The organism is Rhodococcus sp. O3, from assembly GCF_048897285.1.
GTDB lineage: Bacteria > Actinomycetota > Actinomycetes > Mycobacteriales > Mycobacteriaceae > Rhodococcus.
Map to the genome: position 1 here is coordinate 54,391 of NZ_JBMBTE010000007.1, position 16,038 is coordinate 70,428.

General features: G+C 67.3%; 16 protein-coding genes. 5 read left to right on the plus strand and 11 right to left on the minus strand.

The window, feature by feature from the left end; translation table 11 throughout:
• Positions 1 to 38 precede the first annotated feature (38 nt).
• From ACN675_RS04190 to ACN675_RS04205, 4 genes are all read right to left on the minus strand, one after another.
• Entirely contained in the window at positions 39 to 1,001 is a 963-nt protein-coding gene (locus ACN675_RS04190; RefSeq protein ID WP_420749656.1) for a DUF808 domain-containing protein, read from the minus strand.
• 105 nt (positions 1,002 to 1,106) lie between these two features.
• Complete coding sequence (locus tag ACN675_RS04195) at positions 1,107 to 1,865, minus strand: cutinase family protein (protein ID WP_420749657.1); 759 nt, start codon at positions 1,863 to 1,865, stop codon at positions 1,107 to 1,109.
• A gap of 102 nt (positions 1,866 to 1,967) precedes the next feature.
• A complete protein-coding gene (locus ACN675_RS04200; protein ID WP_420749658.1) occupies positions 1,968 to 3,005 on the minus strand; it encodes a TIGR03857 family LLM class F420-dependent oxidoreductase in 1,038 nt (345 codons plus the stop codon).
• Between the two features lie 54 nt (positions 3,006 to 3,059).
• Positions 3,060 to 3,743: a TetR/AcrR family transcriptional regulator gene (locus ACN675_RS04205; protein WP_420749659.1), complete on the minus strand. Its 684-nt coding sequence runs from the start codon at positions 3,741 to 3,743 to the stop codon at positions 3,060 to 3,062.
• Between the two features lie 146 nt (positions 3,744 to 3,889).
• Between ACN675_RS04205 and ACN675_RS04210 the strand changes: the two genes are divergently transcribed.
• Complete coding sequence (locus ACN675_RS04210) at positions 3,890 to 5,116, plus strand: oxygenase MpaB family protein (RefSeq protein WP_420749660.1); 1,227 nt, start codon at positions 3,890 to 3,892, stop codon at positions 5,114 to 5,116.
• 63 nt (positions 5,117 to 5,179) lie between these two features.
• Here ACN675_RS04210 and ACN675_RS04215 read toward each other — a convergent pair whose 3' ends face one another.
• Both ACN675_RS04215 and ACN675_RS04220 read right to left on the minus strand, forming a co-directional pair.
• Positions 5,180 to 6,718, minus strand: coding sequence for an acyl-CoA carboxylase subunit beta (locus tag ACN675_RS04215; RefSeq protein WP_420749661.1), 1,539 nt, complete (start codon positions 6,716 to 6,718; stop codon positions 5,180 to 5,182).
• 68 nt (positions 6,719 to 6,786) lie between these two features.
• Positions 6,787 to 7,398: a maleylpyruvate isomerase family mycothiol-dependent enzyme gene (locus ACN675_RS04220; protein ID WP_420749662.1), complete on the minus strand. Its 612-nt coding sequence runs from the start codon at positions 7,396 to 7,398 to the stop codon at positions 6,787 to 6,789.
• 170 nt (positions 7,399 to 7,568) lie between these two features.
• Here ACN675_RS04220 and ACN675_RS04225 point away from each other — a divergent pair, with 170 nt between their 5' ends.
• Entirely contained in the window at positions 7,569 to 8,942 is a 1,374-nt protein-coding gene (locus ACN675_RS04225) for a M20/M25/M40 family metallo-hydrolase (protein ID WP_420749663.1), read from the plus strand.
• Positions 8,939 to 10,507, plus strand: coding sequence for a YfcC family protein (locus ACN675_RS04230; RefSeq protein ID WP_420749664.1), 1,569 nt, complete (start codon positions 8,939 to 8,941; stop codon positions 10,505 to 10,507). The genes ACN675_RS04225 and ACN675_RS04230 overlap by 4 nt, the downstream gene beginning before the upstream one ends.
• Positions 10,508 to 10,516: 9 nt before the next feature.
• On the opposite strand, the gene ACN675_RS04235 is transcribed toward ACN675_RS04230, so the two are convergent.
• The gene (locus ACN675_RS04235; RefSeq protein ID WP_420749665.1) at positions 10,517 to 11,023 is read right to left on the minus strand and encodes a hypothetical protein; all 507 of its coding nucleotides are present in this window, start codon (positions 11,021 to 11,023) and stop codon (positions 10,517 to 10,519) included.
• 180 nt (positions 11,024 to 11,203) lie between these two features.
• On the opposite strand from ACN675_RS04235, the gene ACN675_RS04240 reads away from it, so the two are divergent.
• Positions 11,204 to 11,380, plus strand: a complete 177-nt coding sequence (locus ACN675_RS04240) for a hypothetical protein (protein ID WP_420749666.1) — start codon at positions 11,204 to 11,206, stop codon at positions 11,378 to 11,380.
• Positions 11,381 to 11,453: 73 nt separating this feature from the next.
• Positions 11,454 to 12,107, plus strand: coding sequence for a (2Fe-2S)-binding protein (locus ACN675_RS04245; RefSeq protein ID WP_420749667.1), 654 nt, complete (start codon positions 11,454 to 11,456; stop codon positions 12,105 to 12,107).
• A 21-nt stretch (positions 12,108 to 12,128) separates the two neighbouring features.
• On the opposite strand, the gene ACN675_RS04250 is transcribed toward ACN675_RS04245, so the two are convergent.
• From ACN675_RS04250 to ACN675_RS04265, 4 genes are all read right to left on the minus strand, one after another.
• Positions 12,129 to 12,335, minus strand: coding sequence for a hypothetical protein (locus ACN675_RS04250; protein WP_420749668.1), 207 nt, complete (start codon positions 12,333 to 12,335; stop codon positions 12,129 to 12,131).
• 163 nt (positions 12,336 to 12,498) lie between these two features.
• The gene (locus tag ACN675_RS04255) at positions 12,499 to 14,094 is read right to left on the minus strand and encodes a phytoene desaturase family protein (protein WP_420749669.1); all 1,596 of its coding nucleotides are present in this window, start codon (positions 14,092 to 14,094) and stop codon (positions 12,499 to 12,501) included.
• Positions 14,091 to 14,558 (minus strand): SRPBCC family protein, encoded by a 468-nt coding sequence (locus ACN675_RS04260; RefSeq protein ID WP_420749670.1) that lies wholly within the window; start codon positions 14,556 to 14,558, stop codon positions 14,091 to 14,093. The genes ACN675_RS04255 and ACN675_RS04260 overlap by 4 nt, the downstream gene beginning before the upstream one ends.
• A gap of 37 nt (positions 14,559 to 14,595) precedes the next feature.
• A complete protein-coding gene (locus ACN675_RS04265; protein WP_420749671.1) occupies positions 14,596 to 15,675 on the minus strand; it encodes an NAD-dependent epimerase/dehydratase family protein in 1,080 nt (359 codons plus the stop codon).
• Positions 15,676 to 16,038 lie beyond the last annotated feature (363 nt).

Below are 16,038 nucleotides of genomic sequence, written 5' to 3' on the forward strand. Positions count from 1 at the left end.
AGCAGCGCGTGGCATGCACCGCGCGGCTGTCTACCGCCTCAGTGGACCTCGTGCGCGTGCTTCTTGCGCTCCGGAATCAGGTGCATGATCAGCACGACGAGCGCACCGAGGACGAGGCCGACGAGGGCCGACGCCACCGTGCCCGCGGTCCACGACAGGACCCCACCGAACCCGCCGTGCACGAGTTCACCGAACCAGTGCTCGAGATCGTGGAGCCGATCGGCCGGCCAATGGAACCCGGCCTCGCCGACGTTGACGATCAGGATGTGGCCACCGACCCACAGCATGGCGGCGATACCGACCACGGTCAGCACCGACATCACCTTGGGCATCGCGGCGACGAGACCGCGGCCGATCTTCTGGCTGAACTTCGAATCGCGTCCTGCGAGCGCCAGGCCAACGTCGTCCATCTTCACGATCAACGCGACCACGCCGTACACCAGAGCGGTGATGAGGATCGCGACGACGATGAGCACCAGCAGCCGGGTAAGGAACGGTTCGTCCTCGACGGACGACAGGGAGATCACCATGATCTCGGCGGACAGGATCAGGTCGGTGCGGATCGCACCGCTGACCATCGTCTTCTCGAACGCGGGCCCCTTCTCGGCCGCGGTGGCGTCCTCTTCCTCGTGGTGACCGTGACCGCCGGTGAGCGCTTCGTAGACCTTCTCGGCGCCCTCGTAGCAGAGGAACAGGCCGCCGGCGATCAGCAGGTACGGCAGCGCCTGCGGCAGGAACTCGCTGAGGATCATCGCGACCGGGAGGATGATCAGCAGTTTGTTCCGGATCGATCCGATCGCGATCTTGCGGATGATCGGCAGCTCGCGGTCGGGGGTGAACCCGTGCACATAGCGCGGGGTGACGGCCGTGTCGTCGACGACCACACCCGCGGCCTTCACGCTGGCTTTACCGGCGGCTGCACCGACGTCGTCGATGGATGCTGCAGCTGCCTTCGCGATCAGCGCGACGTCGTCCAGCAGGGCGACGAGACCACCAGCCACGGGAACCTCCCTCTTTCGGCTGTGCCGAGCCGAACGCGACCCACACTGTTGCGAGTCGTCTCGAACGGTACCGAATTCGCGGTGACGGGCACCATCGAGCCGCGGTCAGCCGACCCGGACCACAGTGGTCCGCGGATGCTCGACGAGATCGATCATCGCGTCGACGAACGTGCGGTCGCCGACGGTCAGTTCCACATAGTGCTGATGAATCGCGAAGTAGCGCTCGATCCGGCGCGCGGCTTCGCGCGAGTCCGCGCGCGGGTCGACCATGTCGCACACGGCGTCGCCCACGGCGCAGACCGTGGCGACCGGAACGGTCCCGAACGCAGCGCGCTCCCCCGTGAACGAGATCCCCGGAAGAGTTCCCGGCGCGATGACCTCCGCGCCGGTGCCGGGGGTGCGGGGGTCGGCGATCACCACCCCGGCGAGATCAGTCGGGCGGTTCACGTCCTGCGCGAGGTCGGCGAGGACGTCACCGGCGATCGCGGCACCCTGGGAGAAGCCGACGACGCGATACGCCGCCCCGGGGCACTCGGTGTGAGCGAGGGTGATCTGCCGGTGCAGTTCACGGACCCCGATCTCCTTGGACCGGTCGTACGTGTGGATCCCGAGCGGACTGATTTCCCCGGGATAGTCGATCCGTACGGTGCGTGCCCCGCGCTCGGCCAGGCCCTCGAGGATCGGATGCACGGTCGATGTGGGCTTGCCGACCTTGAGGGTGCCGTCGACACCGAAGACGATCGTGTGCGGACACGTACCTTGTTCCGGCGGGGACGCGACGGCGGGACCGGTCGTGATCCCGGCGATCGCGGCCGCGGCGACGGCGATCGTGCCGAACCGTGTCGCTCGTGGCCGCCGGTGCATGCGTGCTCCTCCTCTGATCCGCGTGGACGCTATCAGGGGTCGGTCGTCGGCGCCGTCGTGCGTTCGGACGATTGCGACCGTTGCCCGGTGGGCTTCCCCGGATCAGCTCGCGCGATAGGCGGTGACGATCGGCTCCAGTTCGTCGGGTGTGCAGCCGTGCAGGATCACCGCGTCGGCACCGTGGTCGAACTCGCGTCGGATCCGTTGTGCGCATTGCCCGGCGGATCCGGTGGCTGCGGGTTCGAGCCATTCGTCGGGAAGCAGGGTCGCGATGTGCTCGATCTGATCGGCCGACGCCTTGTGGTCGATCCCGCCCGGAATCGAGAGCACCACCGGGTCGCTTCGGAACCGTTGCAGCACAGCGGGATCCCAGTTGTTCGTCCGTATCAGTAGGTCGCCGTAGCCCTGCAGGTATGTCGCGAGCCGCGCCACGGTCTTCTTCAACCGCAGTTCCTCGGGAAGGTGGTCGCCGACGGTCGCGAGGCACGACCACACCCGGACCTCGTCGGGGTTGCGGCCCGCCTCCTCGGCGGCCTTCTTCACGATCGCCACCGACCGTTGCAGGGTGTCGGGCGTGAAGTAGGTGTGCAGGACGACGTCGTCGAACGCTCGGCCGCCCAGCGCGAGCGAGCGGGGGCCGAAGGCCACCAGGGCGAGGCGGATGTCCTCGTCGAATTCGGGATCGAGGAACAGCAGCGGGTATTCACCGATGGGACCGTTGTGCCCGACGACGACCTCGCCGCGCCACAGCCTGCGCATGACCTGGGCGAAGTCCTCCATCTGTGCGGTGGTCACCTCGGGCACCCCGAACGCGGAGTGCACGGCGGCGATTCCGCGGCCGATGCCGAGGGTGAACCGCCCGCCGGAGAGTCGGTGCATCGTGGTGGCCCACGACGCGGTGATGAGGGGATGCCGGGTGTTGTGGTTGGTCGCCGCGGTGGCGATTCGCATGCGCTCGGTGACCGCGCAGGCGGCCCCGGTCAGCGACGACGCTTCCTTCACGTTCCACCGTTCGGAGATGAACGCGGTGCCGAAGCCGAGTTCCTCTCCGCGGCGGGCCTCCTCGACCAGAGCTCTCGGCCCGTCGCCGCCCGCTCCGGCAAGCAGGTAGTAACCCAGTTCGTCGAGCGTATGTTGCACGGTTGAGCCTTCCGATGACGTCGGGGTGGGAACATCCTTGCTTCGGTGGGTGACTCAGCCGGCTTCCTGTTGCGGCACCTGCAGCATGGGCACCAGGAACCGGCGTGCGATCGCCGTCAGTTCGGTGTCGTCGTCGAGATCGACGATGCGGCTGGGAAAAGCGAGGAACGAGCCGGTGATCCGGACCATCATCTCCGCGACCAGGTCGACGTCGAGTTCCGCGGCGACGGTGCCGGACGCCTGCTCGCGTCGAAGCTGTCCGGCAACGAATGACTGTACTGCCGAGAGCATTTCGCCGTTCGCACCGATGATGGATCCGGCGAACGAGGTGGGGTCGGTTTCGATCAGCGCGGTGACGAGCGGATTGGTGCGGATCGTCCGCAGCGAGCTCACGAAGCCGAGGGTCACACGGTCGGCGACCGTGGGGGCGCCGGCGACCTCCTCGATGAACCGGGTGAAATACCGGCTGAACTCCCGCAGGATCACCTGGTCGACGAGGGACTCCTTGGTGTCGAACTTGCGGTAGATCGTGATGCGGGAAAGGTTGGCGCGCTTGGCGACATCCTCCATCGTCGACCGCTGTATGCCCATCCGGCAGAACTGGTCGTATGCGGCATCGAGCAGCCGGGTGCGGGTCGTGTCGGTGTCGCCCGCCGGCTCGACGGCGTCGCTGTACGCGCGTTCGAGAAGCGACGTCGATCTGCACAATCCCGACCGGGTCGACGATCTTGATTCCACGGCTACCTCCTGTGATTGCTCTGTTACAGGGTGACGCTTCGGGACGGATTCCGTGAATCTTCCGTGAGGATCGTGGTGATGTGCTCTCCTGATACAAGGCAACCGTTGCTGTTACATTGCCACATCGAAGCCAATGGGGGCTGCAGATGTCCGATCTGAGCAGGCGGAACGTTCTGAAAACCGGAGGGGCGCTCGCAGCGCTGGCGGCGGTCGCGGCAGCGTCCCCGGCGCAGGCCCGTCCGTGGAGATGGTCGCCGGCCGGGTCGATACCCGGTACCGGCGACGGCGCGGATCCTCGCCTGGTGTGGGATGCGGAGGCGGACACGCTGGTCGCGTCACTCTTCGAGCGCGGCGAGGTCCCCGTGGTCAACGACCTGTTGCGCGGGTGGAAGAAGAACGGGCAGCCACTCCCCGCCGGGCTGCCCGCCGACCTGCAGGACTTTCTCGAGCGGCATCGACAGCTCCCGGAATGGGCGGATGTCGGAAAGCTCGCCACCGCAGTGAAATTCAACGACAAGCGTGGGCTCTATCTCGGTGTCCTCTACGGCTTCGCGAGCGGCATGATGAGCACCGTCATCCCGAAGGAATCGGTCGCCGTCTACTACTCCAAGGGCGGCGCCAACATGAAGCGCCGCATCTCGCGGACCGCGAAACTCGGATACGACATCGGTTCGCGCAATGCCTATCTGCCCGAGGGCGAGATGATCGTGACGGGCCTGAAGACGCGTCTCGCGCACGCCGGGGTGCGGTACCTGCTGCCGCAGTCGTCGCACTGGGTGAACGTGGCGCCGGAGGAATATCCCATCAGCCAGCACGACATGATGGTCACCTGGCACAGCCTCCCCACCACGGTGATGCGCGTGCTGAAGAACTGGCAGGTGCCGGTCGCGGCGGACGAGAGCGAGGCGTTCCTGCATTCATGGCAGGTCAGCGCGCACATGCTCGGTATCCAGGATCAGTACATTCCTGCGACGTGGGCGGACGCCGAATCCCAGGCGACGCAGGTGCTCGATCCGATCCTCGCGCCCACGCCGGAGGGGCTGAAACTCGCCGACATGCTCCTCGATCTCGGTGCGGGACTGGACTTCACGCTGCTGACCCGGCCGATCCTGGGGGCGCTGACCCGCTACGTGCTCGGCGACCGGATCGCCGACTGGCTGAAGATCCCTCCCGAACCGGTCTGGGGCACGCTGCTGAACGTCGGGTGGCGGCCGTTCATCGCGGTGCGCGAAGGTTTGCTGCCGTTGCCGCTCGCACCGGACGCCTACTGGGCGTTCGACGAACTGCTGCGCCAGTTCGTGTTGCTGTACATGTCGGAGTTGCAGACGATCAGCATCGAGATCCCGACGTTCAACAACCCCAACTACCCGTAGGTGCAGCTGCGCTGCCGGTGTGCCTTTGTGGCGGTCAGGGCCGCCACAAAGGCACACCGGGTTTCACCACGTATCGACGGCACCCCCACTCCCGGAGATGCCCCCACCGGCGTCCGCAGCCTCCACCAGATGAGCTATGAGGGAGCGGGTTTCGGCCGGATCGATCACGTCGTCGATCTCGAAGTACCGGGCCGCGTCGAGGCCGGTGGAGTTGGCGCGCAGCATCTCGGTCAGTTGCCGGACGCGTTCCTCGCGTTCGTCGTCGTCGGTGATCGCCTCGAGTTCGGCGCGCATCGACAGTCGCACGGCACCCTCGGGTCCCATCGCACCCATGGTTGCTCCGGGCCACGCGATCGTCATCAACGGCGAGTGGGTGCTGCCCGCTAGCATCGCCTGGGCTCCGAGTCCGTAAGCGCGCCTGAGGATCACGCCGATGAACGGCACCTGGATCCGTGCAGCGGCGACGAGCAGACGTGACGCGTGCCGAACCAGGCCGGTCCGTTCCGCGTCCGGGCCGACCATGATGCCCGGGGTGTCGACGAGCGAGATCACCGGGAATCCGTACGCGTCGCACAACTGCAGGAACCGAGCGGCCTTGTCGCTGCCGTCGGAGGTGATCGCCCCGGCCGTGTAGCGGGAATCGTTCGCGAGGATCCCGACCGTACGTCCTTCGATTCGTCCCAGGGCGGTGCACAATTCGGGTGCGAATCCGGGTCTCAGCACGATGACGGACTCCTCGTCGCACAGCGTCTCGACGACGGGCACGACGTCGAAGGTCGTGCGTTCGTGCTCGGGTACGAGGTCGCGGAGAACGGATTGATCTGCTGCGGACCATGTCTCGGACCGCCCGAGGAAGTAGCCGAGCAGGTGGCACGCCATCTCCGCCGCGTCCTCGGAGTCGTCCACCGCGATGTCGACGACCCCGTTCTCGATCATCACGTCGAGCGGCCCGATGTCCGCAGCGGCGACATCGCCCAGTCCGCCGCCGGAGATCATCGCCGGACCGCCCATGCCCAACGACGCACGCGGTGTTGCGACGATGAGGTCGGCGCATCCGGCGATGACGGCGTTCCCGGCGAAGCAGTTGTCGTCGACGACAGCGATCCGCGGGACCCGGCCCGACAGCGCGGCCCACTCGGCGAACGTGGTCACGTCCAGAGCCGACACCAACGGGAGATCCGTATCGCCCGGGCGTCCGCCACCGCCGGATGCGACGAACACGGTGGGCAGGCGGAGCCGGCCGATGACCTCGATCAGGCGATCGGTCTTGCGGTGCCCGCGCATCCCCTGGGTTCCCGCCATGACGAGATAGTCGTAGGACAGGACCGCGCACGGCCGTCCGTCGATCGTCGCCACTCCCCCGACGATGCCGTCCGCGACCGTGCGGTCGAGCAGTTCGTCCATGCTGCGGCGCGCTTCCTGCGCTGCGGTGACGAAGCGGCCGTATTCGACGAAGCTGCCCGGATCGACGATGCGAGCGATGTGTTCGCGAGCGGTGGTCCCACCGCGTGCATGCAGTTTCTCGACGGCGTCGGGCCGCGCCGAGTCCTCGGTGAGGGCGCGGCGTGCGAGAACGTCCAGGAGATCGGGGCGAATCGTCATGCCGACACAATAGAAACCGTGTGCCGGTTGTTCGTACCCGCGATCGCCACGGGCGTTGTCGGCGCAGGTCAGGCCCGTTCGATGCGCGAGCGCAGCAATTCGAGGCCGGGTCCCTCGAGTTCGTCCAGCACGGCGCGTCGGCCGACCATCGCCAACGCGAGTGCTTCGCCGGTGCCTCGCACCATCGGGCCGTCGCCCCGCTCCCACGCAATGTCGCTGGCGACGAGACGCAGCCCGCGGATGTAACGGGAGGGTCGGGCGAATGGATCCGGATTGTCGAGGACCAAGCGAAGGCGATCGGCATCGATGGCCCGGGGAATCCCCAGGGGACGGCGGATGTCCTGTTGGTGCACAAGATGATCGGCGAGGGTCAGCCGCGGGAACCAACGGGGGAACCAGCTTCCGGAGAGCGATGTCGTCAGGCCGTCGACGAGGCGGTCCACAGGTATGTTGCGTGCTGCCTCGACGTAATGCCGGTTGAGCCGGTCGACGGACGGATTGCGCAGTCCGGCGAGGAAATAGCGGTGAAACGGCACACCGTCGATCGATAGGTGGCCGGCGACATCGAGCACGGACCACCCCTCACAGAGTGACGGCGTCTCCCACTGTTCCGGCGTCAGCGAGCGGAGTAGATCCACGAGGTCGGCGCGCTCGGCGATAATGTGCTCACGGGTGTTCACAGATCCACCCCACCTCGAGCGCGCCGCGATTGCGTTCGGTCCTATGATATTTCACAAAGGGCGAATCTAGAGTCTGGTGGCGACCACCTTGTCCAAAATGCCGGACCGAGCGCGGGGTTCGGTGCCATACTCCGGTGGGTCGCACATTTCCTACACGGATCGAGGTAGGCATGTCTGATTCCCGCAATTGGATATCCGAGCCCGTCGAGGATATTGCGGCGAGACTCATGCCCGAACTGGTCTCCGATCTGTGCCGGCTGGTACGGATTCCGTCGATCTCCGCCGCCGGATACCCGCCGGAACCGCTCTTCGAGGCGCACGATCTCGTCGTTCGGCTGTTGCGGGACGCAGGCGTCGAACAGATCGAGGACCTGGTGATCGAGGGCAAGACGGCGCCGGTGATCGTCGCGACCGTCCCCGGCCCGGAAGGCGCACCGACGGTCCTGCTCTACACGCACTACGACGTCGTTCCCGCCGACGACACCGATCTGTGGGAGAGCCCGCCGTTCGAGCCGGACGAGCGTGACGGCGCGATCTACGGACGCGGTACCGCCGACTCGAAGGCCAACATCATCGGAATCCTCGGTGCGCTCCGCATCTACGACGGCAAGCCCCCGGTGACACTGCGCATCGTCCTCGAAGGTCAGGAGGAGGTGGGCAGCCCGTTCGACTTCTATCCCGTGCAGGCGCCGGAAGTGTTCGAATCCGACGCCATGGTGATCGCCGACGTCGGCAGCGTCCGCCCCGGAGCTCCGACGCTGACGGTTGCACTGCGCGGGTCGGCGTCCGTGACGGTCGCGGCCGAGACCCTCGCCGCCGACAAGCACAGCGGCCTGTACGGCGGCGCCGCACCCGACGCACGGCTCGCGCTGATCCACGCACTCGCCACCCTGCACGACGAGGACGGCAACGTCGCGGTCGACGGACTCCGGCGCGAGGAGTGGACGGGCGCGTCGTACACGGAGGAGGAGTTCCGCGATCTCGCCGAGATACTCGAGGGCCGCCCCCTTCTCGGTACGGGCGGCCTGGGAGAACGGATCTGGTCGGGCCCCGCCATCACCGTCACCGGATTCGACGCGCCCTCGGTCGAGGGTGCCGTGAACGCGGTGGCCGGATCGGCGCGCGCATCGTTGAACCTTCGTGTGCATCCCGAGCAGGACGCGGAGGAGGCGCAGGACGCACTGATCCGGCATCTCGAAGCCCTGCGCCCACTCGGGCAGAGACTCGTGGTCACCGCCGGGGAAACCGGAAACGGATTCGCGGCCGCAACCGGTGGACCCGCGTTCGACGCGGCGATCAGCGCCCTGGCGCAGGCCTGGGGAAGCACCGCCGGACTGCTGGCCGGTGGTGGTTCGATCCCCCTCGTCATGGCACTGCACGAAGCCGTGCCGCGCGCTGAGAAGCTCCTCTTCGGGGCGACCGACGGCTACGCCAACATCCACGGTCCCAACGAACGTGTCCTGATCGACGAACTGGAGAAGGCCGTCGTCGCCAAGGCGTTGTTCTTCGGGGAGTTCGCCCGCCGTTACCGGGAGCAGCCATGAGCGCCGAAACCGAATCCGCCGCACCCGCGAAGAAGAAGTTCGAGTTCCCGGGCTCGATCACGGTGCTGGCGCTGGTCACCGTCGTGGTGTGGCTCGCCGCCCTGGTGATTCCTGCCGGTCGTTTCGCGACGGACGAGGACGGCGCCCCGATACCCGGGTCGTTCGAGCAGATCGACTCGCCACTGACGTTCGGCGAGCGGGTGCGCGAGCTGATCCTCTCCCCCGTCAACGGCCTCTACGGAATACAGGACCCGGTAAGCGGATTCGTTGATCCCGACAACCTCGGCCGGCTCTTCGGTTCGGTCGGGGTGGTGCTGTTCATCATGGCGCTCGGTGCGTTCATCTCGGTCAGCTTCGCCACGCGCAGCCTCGAGGTCGCGGTGAGCGGACTCGGTGCGCGACTCGGTGATCGGGGATGGCTGCTCATCGCCGTGATCATGACGTTGTTCTCGCTGCTGGGTTCCACGATGGGATTCTCGGTCGAGACCTTCGGCTTCTATGCCCTCATCGTGCCGTTGATGCTGGCACTCGGCTACGACCGGATGGTGGCAGCCGCAACGATCATCGTGGGTGCTCTGACCGGAACTATGGCCTCGACGGTCAATCCGTTCTCGATCGGTGTCGCGTCCGGAGAGGCGGGAGTGTCGATCGGTGACGGCATCGTCCTGCGCGTGCTGTTGTGGGTCGTGCTCACCGCGGTGTCCGTCGTGTTCGTCGTGCGATACGCGCGCCGGGTCCAGCGTGACCCGTCCCGCTCGCTCGTCGGATTCGACTCCGAAACAGACTCCGACACCGACATCGAGCCGGAGGCTGCCGAGGACGGACCGCCGCCCGACGAGAGGCTTTCGCGGGTACAGAAATCGGTGCTCGCCATCACCGTCTTCACGTTCGGGCTGATGATCTTCGCGGTGATCCCGTGGTCGGCGATCTTCGGCGCGGATCCCGGGCCCGCCGAATACGAGCAGTACCACGAAACCGCCGCGCAGCCGTACTGGTTCGAATTGAATTGGTGGTTCCCGGAACTGGCGATGCTGTTCGTGTTCGCCGCGCTGGTCGTCGGTCTCGTCGCCCGCATGGGGGAGAAGAAGACCGTATCTCTCATCACCCAGGGCGCCGGAGACATGGTCGGACCCGCGATCGTCATCATGCTCGCCCGCGGGGTGTCGGTGATCCTGAACAACACCGAAACCCTCGACACCGTCCTGAATGCGATGGAGCAGTTGGTGAGCGGCGCGTCCTCGGCCGTGTTCGCGATTCTCGTGACGGTCGTGAACATTCCGCTGGCGTTCCTGATCCCGTCCTCGTCGGGGCATGCGACGCTGGCGATGCCGCTGCTCGCCCCGCTCGGCGACTTCGCCGGTGTCGGAAGGGATCTGGTTATCACCGCATTCCAGATGGGACACGGTCTGATGCTGTTGGTCGCCCCGACCAACGTCGTCGTCGTCGGTGGACTCGCGATGGCGAAGGTCGGGTACGACCGCTATCTGCGATTCATCTGGCCGCTGCTGGCGATCGACTTCGTGATCGTCTGCGTGATCATCGGTTTCGCCGCGGCGGTCGAGTAGCCGGAATCGTCAGCTCTTCTTCTTGTCCTTCTTGGCCTGCCGACGTGCACCGGCAGCGATGCTCGACGCCTCGTACTTCTTGCGGCCGGACGACTCCCGCGTCGAATCGACGCGAATCTTCCCCGAGGACTTCACCTTGCCTTGGCCCGTGGCGCCGTCGCCGGCGACCGGGGAGTCCACCCGGGCGAGGGCCAACCGCTCCTGCTTGAGGGCTTCGGCGGACTGCCGGGCCACCGCGCCGAGTCGCCTGCTCACCCGCGCCAGCGCGTCCTCGAACACCTCGGCCTTGCCCGCATTGCGCTGGTTCGCCGACCGACCCGTCGCCCGGGACTTCTTCTTGTCCACCTTTTCGGCTCCGGCCCGGCGGTACAGCTTCACGTACTTGTTGCGAGCCCGGCGAACCCGGCTGTGCAGGTCGATCAAGGCGTCCTCGTCGAGATCCGCCATCTGCGCTTTCTTGGTTTCCCGAACCAGAACGAATTCGTCCTCGGACAGCGAGTTCTCCAGCTTGCTCATGCCGACTCCGATCACCTCGGAAGAGTGGATGGGTGCCAGCATCGTATCCCGCAGTCGCAGAGCCCCGGACGCACTTCGGTGAGCTTACGTCGGCATGTTACCGCCCGGAACGGTTCCGGGCGGGTTACCGTACCGGAAGCGCACCACACATCCGGACCTGCGAGGGGTAGCGAGATGGAGATGGACGAACAGTTGCACGAGCTGGCGTGGCAGCTCAGTCAGGCCGGGCACGACTGGAGCGCGGTGGCCGAGGAACTCGGCTGCGACGTATCGCTCGCGCAGGCCATGGCCGAGCGATACCGCGAGGACACCGATGCGCGCGCCCAGCAAGCGCAGTTCCGTCTCTTCGACGTGTGACACACGTTCGCCGCGTCCACCGCCTCCAGAGCGTCCGGCACAATGGCGTCCGAAATCGAAGCGGAGATCGGACATGCCTGACCTGGACGCAACCACGACACTCGACAGGCTCGCCACCCACGGTTCCTACTTCACTGTGGGTGCCGGACCGGTACCGACCGGAACCTGGCAGCCGACGGCGACGCTGCGTGAACCTGCTGCCCGCGACGACCTCGTCGCGTCCACCGCCGAACTGATGGGGGTCACCGAGACTCGTGTCGCCGCGTCGACGGTGTTCTTCGGATATGCCGCACGGCTCTGGTCGGTCGCGGTCGGCTCGGTCGCCGTCGCGGGTCGCTGCGTGAGCCTCGGCGACGAAGAACTGTTGTGGTGCAACGAATCCGGATCAATTCGTCTGCATATCCGGCAACCGCGTTTCGGCGGACCGGCGGAGTCGGAGGTCCTCGACGGTCAGCTCGTCCCGTTGATCGACGCGTGGTGCGACATCGTGGCGCCGGGACTGTTGTGGGGCAACGTCGCATCGGCCCTGCGCGGTGCGGGCGGCGTCCTCGGTGCGAGCGCCGATGCGGTCACCGCCGCATTGCTCCGCGATGCCCGGTTGAGTGCAGCCCTGGATCCGGTGTCCGGGCGTCGGCGCAGCTGCTGTCTGTTCTACCGCACCCCGTCCGGCGGAGTATGCGGTGATTGTCCGTTTCCCACTGCACCTCTCGTCGAGCAGGACACCTGACCGCCACTGTGGATCCGCCGGTCATCCACCGGGGCTGTGCGTCGCGACGAAGACGAGGAAGACGACGAACAGCGCCGCGGTACCCAGGGTGATACCGGTCAGCGCCTCTCGGTGGTTCGACGCCGGCCCCTTCTCGGCGCGGGTGAAGCCGAACCATCCGCAGATCACTGCCGCAATGCCGGTGGGAATCGTGACGATATCCCCGACGATCGGAACGAACGCGAACACGATCGCGATGATGCCCGTGATCAGGGCGACGCTGCCGATGCCGTTGCGATACGACTGTTGCGGATGCTTCGGCGGGATCGGGGCTCCCGGGTGCGGAGGGATACGCGTATCCGTCCATGGTGCCCTGTTGCGGCCGATGAGGCCGCCCGAGCGCTCGAACCCGCTAGTCGGCGAGCGCGTGCGCGATCATGCCCCGAACCCGCCCGCGCAGACGTCCCGTGATGCCGTGATCGGCCAGCGCGGCGGCGGCGGCGTGCGCGCCGCACATACCGTGCACACCGCCACCCGGGTGCGCGGCCGCACCGGCGAGATAGACACGGTCGACCGCTGTGCGAGGCCCGGCGAGACCGGGGATCGGCCGGAACACCAGTTGCTGGTGCAGCTGCGCCGTGCCTCCGTTGACCGCGCCACCGACGAGATTGGCGTCGGCGAGCTCGAGGTCACAGGGTAGCTGCACACTGCGATGGACGACGTTGGCCAGCGCGCCGGGGGCGTAGGCCTCGAGTGTCTCGTCCATGCGCTGCGCGAGGGCGGTGCCGGCGTCGTCGTCCGACACTCCACGCGGGAGATGACTGTACGCCCAAGCACTTTCGGTTCCCGCGGGTGATCTGGTGGGATCGGCGGTGGTCATCTGACCGATGATCACGAACGGGGAGCGCGGCACCGTGCCCGTGCTGAGATCCGCACCCCAGCGGACCAGTCCGTTGCTGTCGGCGCCGATGTGCACGGTGCCCGCGCTGCGCAGACTCGCCGACCGCCACGGAATGGGTTGGGACATCGCGTAGTTCACCTTCACCACGGGCGTGTCCCATTCGAATCGGAGCACGTCGTGCCGCACGCGGTCCGGAAGGGCCTCCGGCGGCAGCAGTTTCCCGTACAGCGCCGTCGCGGAGACGTCGGCCAGCACGGCCCGCCGCGCGGTAATGCGCTCGCCGCCGGTGGTGTGCACGATCGTCGCATCGCCTGTAGGTTCGATGCGTTCCACCTCACGGGCGCAACGCAGCTGGGCTCCGGCGCTTGTCGCGCGGCGCACGAGCGCGGTTGTCAGTTCACCCGCGCCGCCTCTCGGAACGGGATACCCGACGTCCTGCCCGATCATGGTGAGCAGATAGCCCATCAGGCCGCTGCCGGCGGCGTCGACCGGGATGTCCGCGTGCGCGGCATTGCCCTGGAACAGTAGTCCGGCACTTTCGCCCTCGAACAGTTCCTGTGCCATCCGTCGCACCGGCAGCGCCAGCATTCGGGCGAAGCGGAGCGTCTCGCCGGGGCCGAGGCGGCGCAGGGCCGTGAGTGGGCTCCGGATCGGCGGGAACGGACCGAGCAAGGTGCGTAGGAAGGGTTCGCGGATCATCGTCCACTGCTCGTACAGGCGCATCCACGCGTCCCCGTCACCGGCACACCGCCGCTCGAGGTCGTCCGCCGTTTCCTGCACCGTGGGCCGCAACGTCACCGCGTCCTCGTCCTCCGGCGCACGCGGATGCCCGAACGCCGCGGGGGACCTGGACCACGCCAACCCGTGGGCGGGCAGGTCGAGCTCGGCGAAGACGGGAGAGACGGCGGCCAGCGGATAGAACGCGCTGAAGAGGTCGGCGCGGTAACCCGGGTGCAGTTCGGCGGTACGGACCGCTCCGCCGGGCTCGGGCTGGGCTTCGAGGATCAGGACGTCCCATCCCGCATCGGCGAGCAGAGCGGCCGCGGTCAGTCCGTTCGGGCCCGCTCCGACGACGACCGCGTCGACCTGTTCGGCGCTCGGACTCACACCTCACCTGCCGTACCCGCCGCCGGATCGGTCGCGTGCTCGGCGATCAACGACAGTCGGCGCAGGCATTCCCGGTTACGCGGGTACACCGACCAATCCTGGACGAGGTCGGGAAGCCACTTCCACGGCGGGGTGATCGCGTGCTCACGCATCTCGATTTCACATCCACCGTTGCGTTCGGTGAGGCGCAACAGGATCTCGGCGACACCGAACGGCCAGGCACGCGCGTGCAGAACCAGTTCGGACCGCGGGACGGAGCGGACGACTTCGGTCGAGTCGTGCAGGAGTCCCGGCCACAACCCCACCGAATGATGGATGCGCGTACCCGGGGCCGGCCAGTCGGCGTCGACCGCCCGCACCCGCGCGGCGCCCACCACCCAGCCGGGGAAGGTCCAGCCGTCGGAGAGCACCTCCCATACCCGGTCACAGTCCGCCCGGGTCTTCCACACCGCTGCTCGTGCCACCGTCCCACCTCTGTTCCGACGATTGCTTGCCCTGGTGTCACGGCACCCGTCGTATGCCGACGGTACCGCCGGCGACCAGGTCGGCGACCATCTCTCGTGGGCTTCGGGCCCCGAGTACCGGCCCCGTTCCGCTCGCACCCGAGCGCATACCCGCGATCGTCTCCCGCCACACCTCCCGGCCGGAAACGGCCGGAGACCAGCCGAGCACGCGCTGCGCGCGGCTGCAGTCGAGCAGCGGAGTGTCGTATGCGAGATCGATCCAGCCGCCGTGCACCGGTTGCAGATGTGCCCGCCAGGTGACCTGTGCGAGGGCGCGCAGGGTCCGACGCGAGACTCTCCACGGCCGGATCCCGAGAGATTCGACGACGTCCTCCGTGCGGACCGGGTCGGCGGCGGACAGGTTCACCACTCCGGCGCCGGGCGCGGCGAGGGCGAGTTCGACGGCCGCGGCCACGTCCGCCGCGTGAACGGCGGGGAGCGCAACGGACGGGTCGAGCGGCAGGATCGGGAGTACGCGCATGGCCACTGCCGGCAGCCAAGCGGGCATCGCGTACCGGCGCAGCGCCGCTCCGGCAGCGGCCTGACCGATCAGCCCCGGCCTCAGCACCGTGACCTCGGGAGCCCCCGTCTTTCGTGCGGCTTCGGCGACGATCTTTTCGGCTTCGACCTTGTCGGTGCTGTACTGCGAGGTGGGAATGCCTGTTGCCGGCCATGATTCGTCGACCGTCCGGCCGTACGCGCCGGGGGCATAGGCGGCCGCGGACGACATGTGCACCACGTGTGCGACACTTGCCCGGGCTGCGGCCGCCATGACCGCGCGGGTGCCGTCGACCGCAGTGCGCCGCAAGAGGTCCGGACGATGCGAGGGCTGGAATGCCCACGCGAGGTGGACGACGGCGTCGGCACCGTCGAAGGCTCGGCACAACATTTCCTCCGCATCCGGGTCGCCGACGTCGATCGCGTGCCAGCAGGCGTGTCGATACGGCCCGATCGAGGGCGGGACACGGCGCGCGACGGCGACGACCTCGTACGCGTCGGACTGCGCCGACAGTCGTGCGAGGAGGGCGGTTCCGACGCTGCCGCTGGCGCCGGTGACGACGAGACGGAGGGGTGCCATTGCACGGAGGTACCCGTCGTGGCCTCGGTCCACACTCGCCTTCGTGTTCCCGCCTCCACTTGTTGACCGAAGTCAATAAAGAATCTGCATCTTGTCACAGGTGAACCGGGTTCGTTCCTGGGGAAAATCACAGACAATTCTTGATTCCGGCAGCGGACCGATCCGATCTCGCCTAGCGTCCTGTCGATCAAGAACTGACTGCAGTCAGTCCTGGGAGCATCGAGCAGCCGCAGGAGCCGGGCGCTCGACCGGAGGTGGGACGATGTGGCTCGACATTCTGCGACTGATCGTGGCGTGGGGCGCGATGGGCCTGGTCATCGCGTTCTGGTACTGGGTGTTCTCCAATATCGGAACCTTCTAGGC

Bases quoted from the DNA above. Each gene is read 5' to 3' on its own strand.
- ACN675_RS04215 (WP_420749661.1), bottom strand. From the start codon at position 6,718: ATGACGATTCGCCCCGATCTCCTGGACGTTCTCGCACGCCGCGCCCTC.
- ACN675_RS04235 (WP_420749665.1), bottom strand. From the start codon at position 11,023: ATGAGCAAGCTGGAGAACTCGCTGTCCGAGGACGAATTCGTTCTGGTT.
- ACN675_RS04245 (WP_420749667.1), top strand. From the start codon at position 11,454: ATGCCTGACCTGGACGCAACCACGACACTCGACAGGCTCGCCACCCAC.
- ACN675_RS04240 (WP_420749666.1), top strand. From the start codon at position 11,204: ATGGACGAACAGTTGCACGAGCTGGCGTGGCAGCTCAGTCAGGCCGGG.
- ACN675_RS04195 (WP_420749657.1), bottom strand. From the start codon at position 1,865: ATGCACCGGCGGCCACGAGCGACACGGTTCGGCACGATCGCCGTCGCC.
- ACN675_RS04265 (WP_420749671.1), bottom strand. From the start codon at position 15,675: ATGGCACCCCTCCGTCTCGTCGTCACCGGCGCCAGCGGCAGCGTCGGA.
- ACN675_RS04210 (WP_420749660.1), top strand. From the start codon at position 3,890: ATGTCCGATCTGAGCAGGCGGAACGTTCTGAAAACCGGAGGGGCGCTC.
- ACN675_RS04225 (WP_420749663.1), top strand. From the start codon at position 7,569: ATGTCTGATTCCCGCAATTGGATATCCGAGCCCGTCGAGGATATTGCG.
- ACN675_RS04230 (WP_420749664.1), top strand. From the start codon at position 8,939: ATGAGCGCCGAAACCGAATCCGCCGCACCCGCGAAGAAGAAGTTCGAG.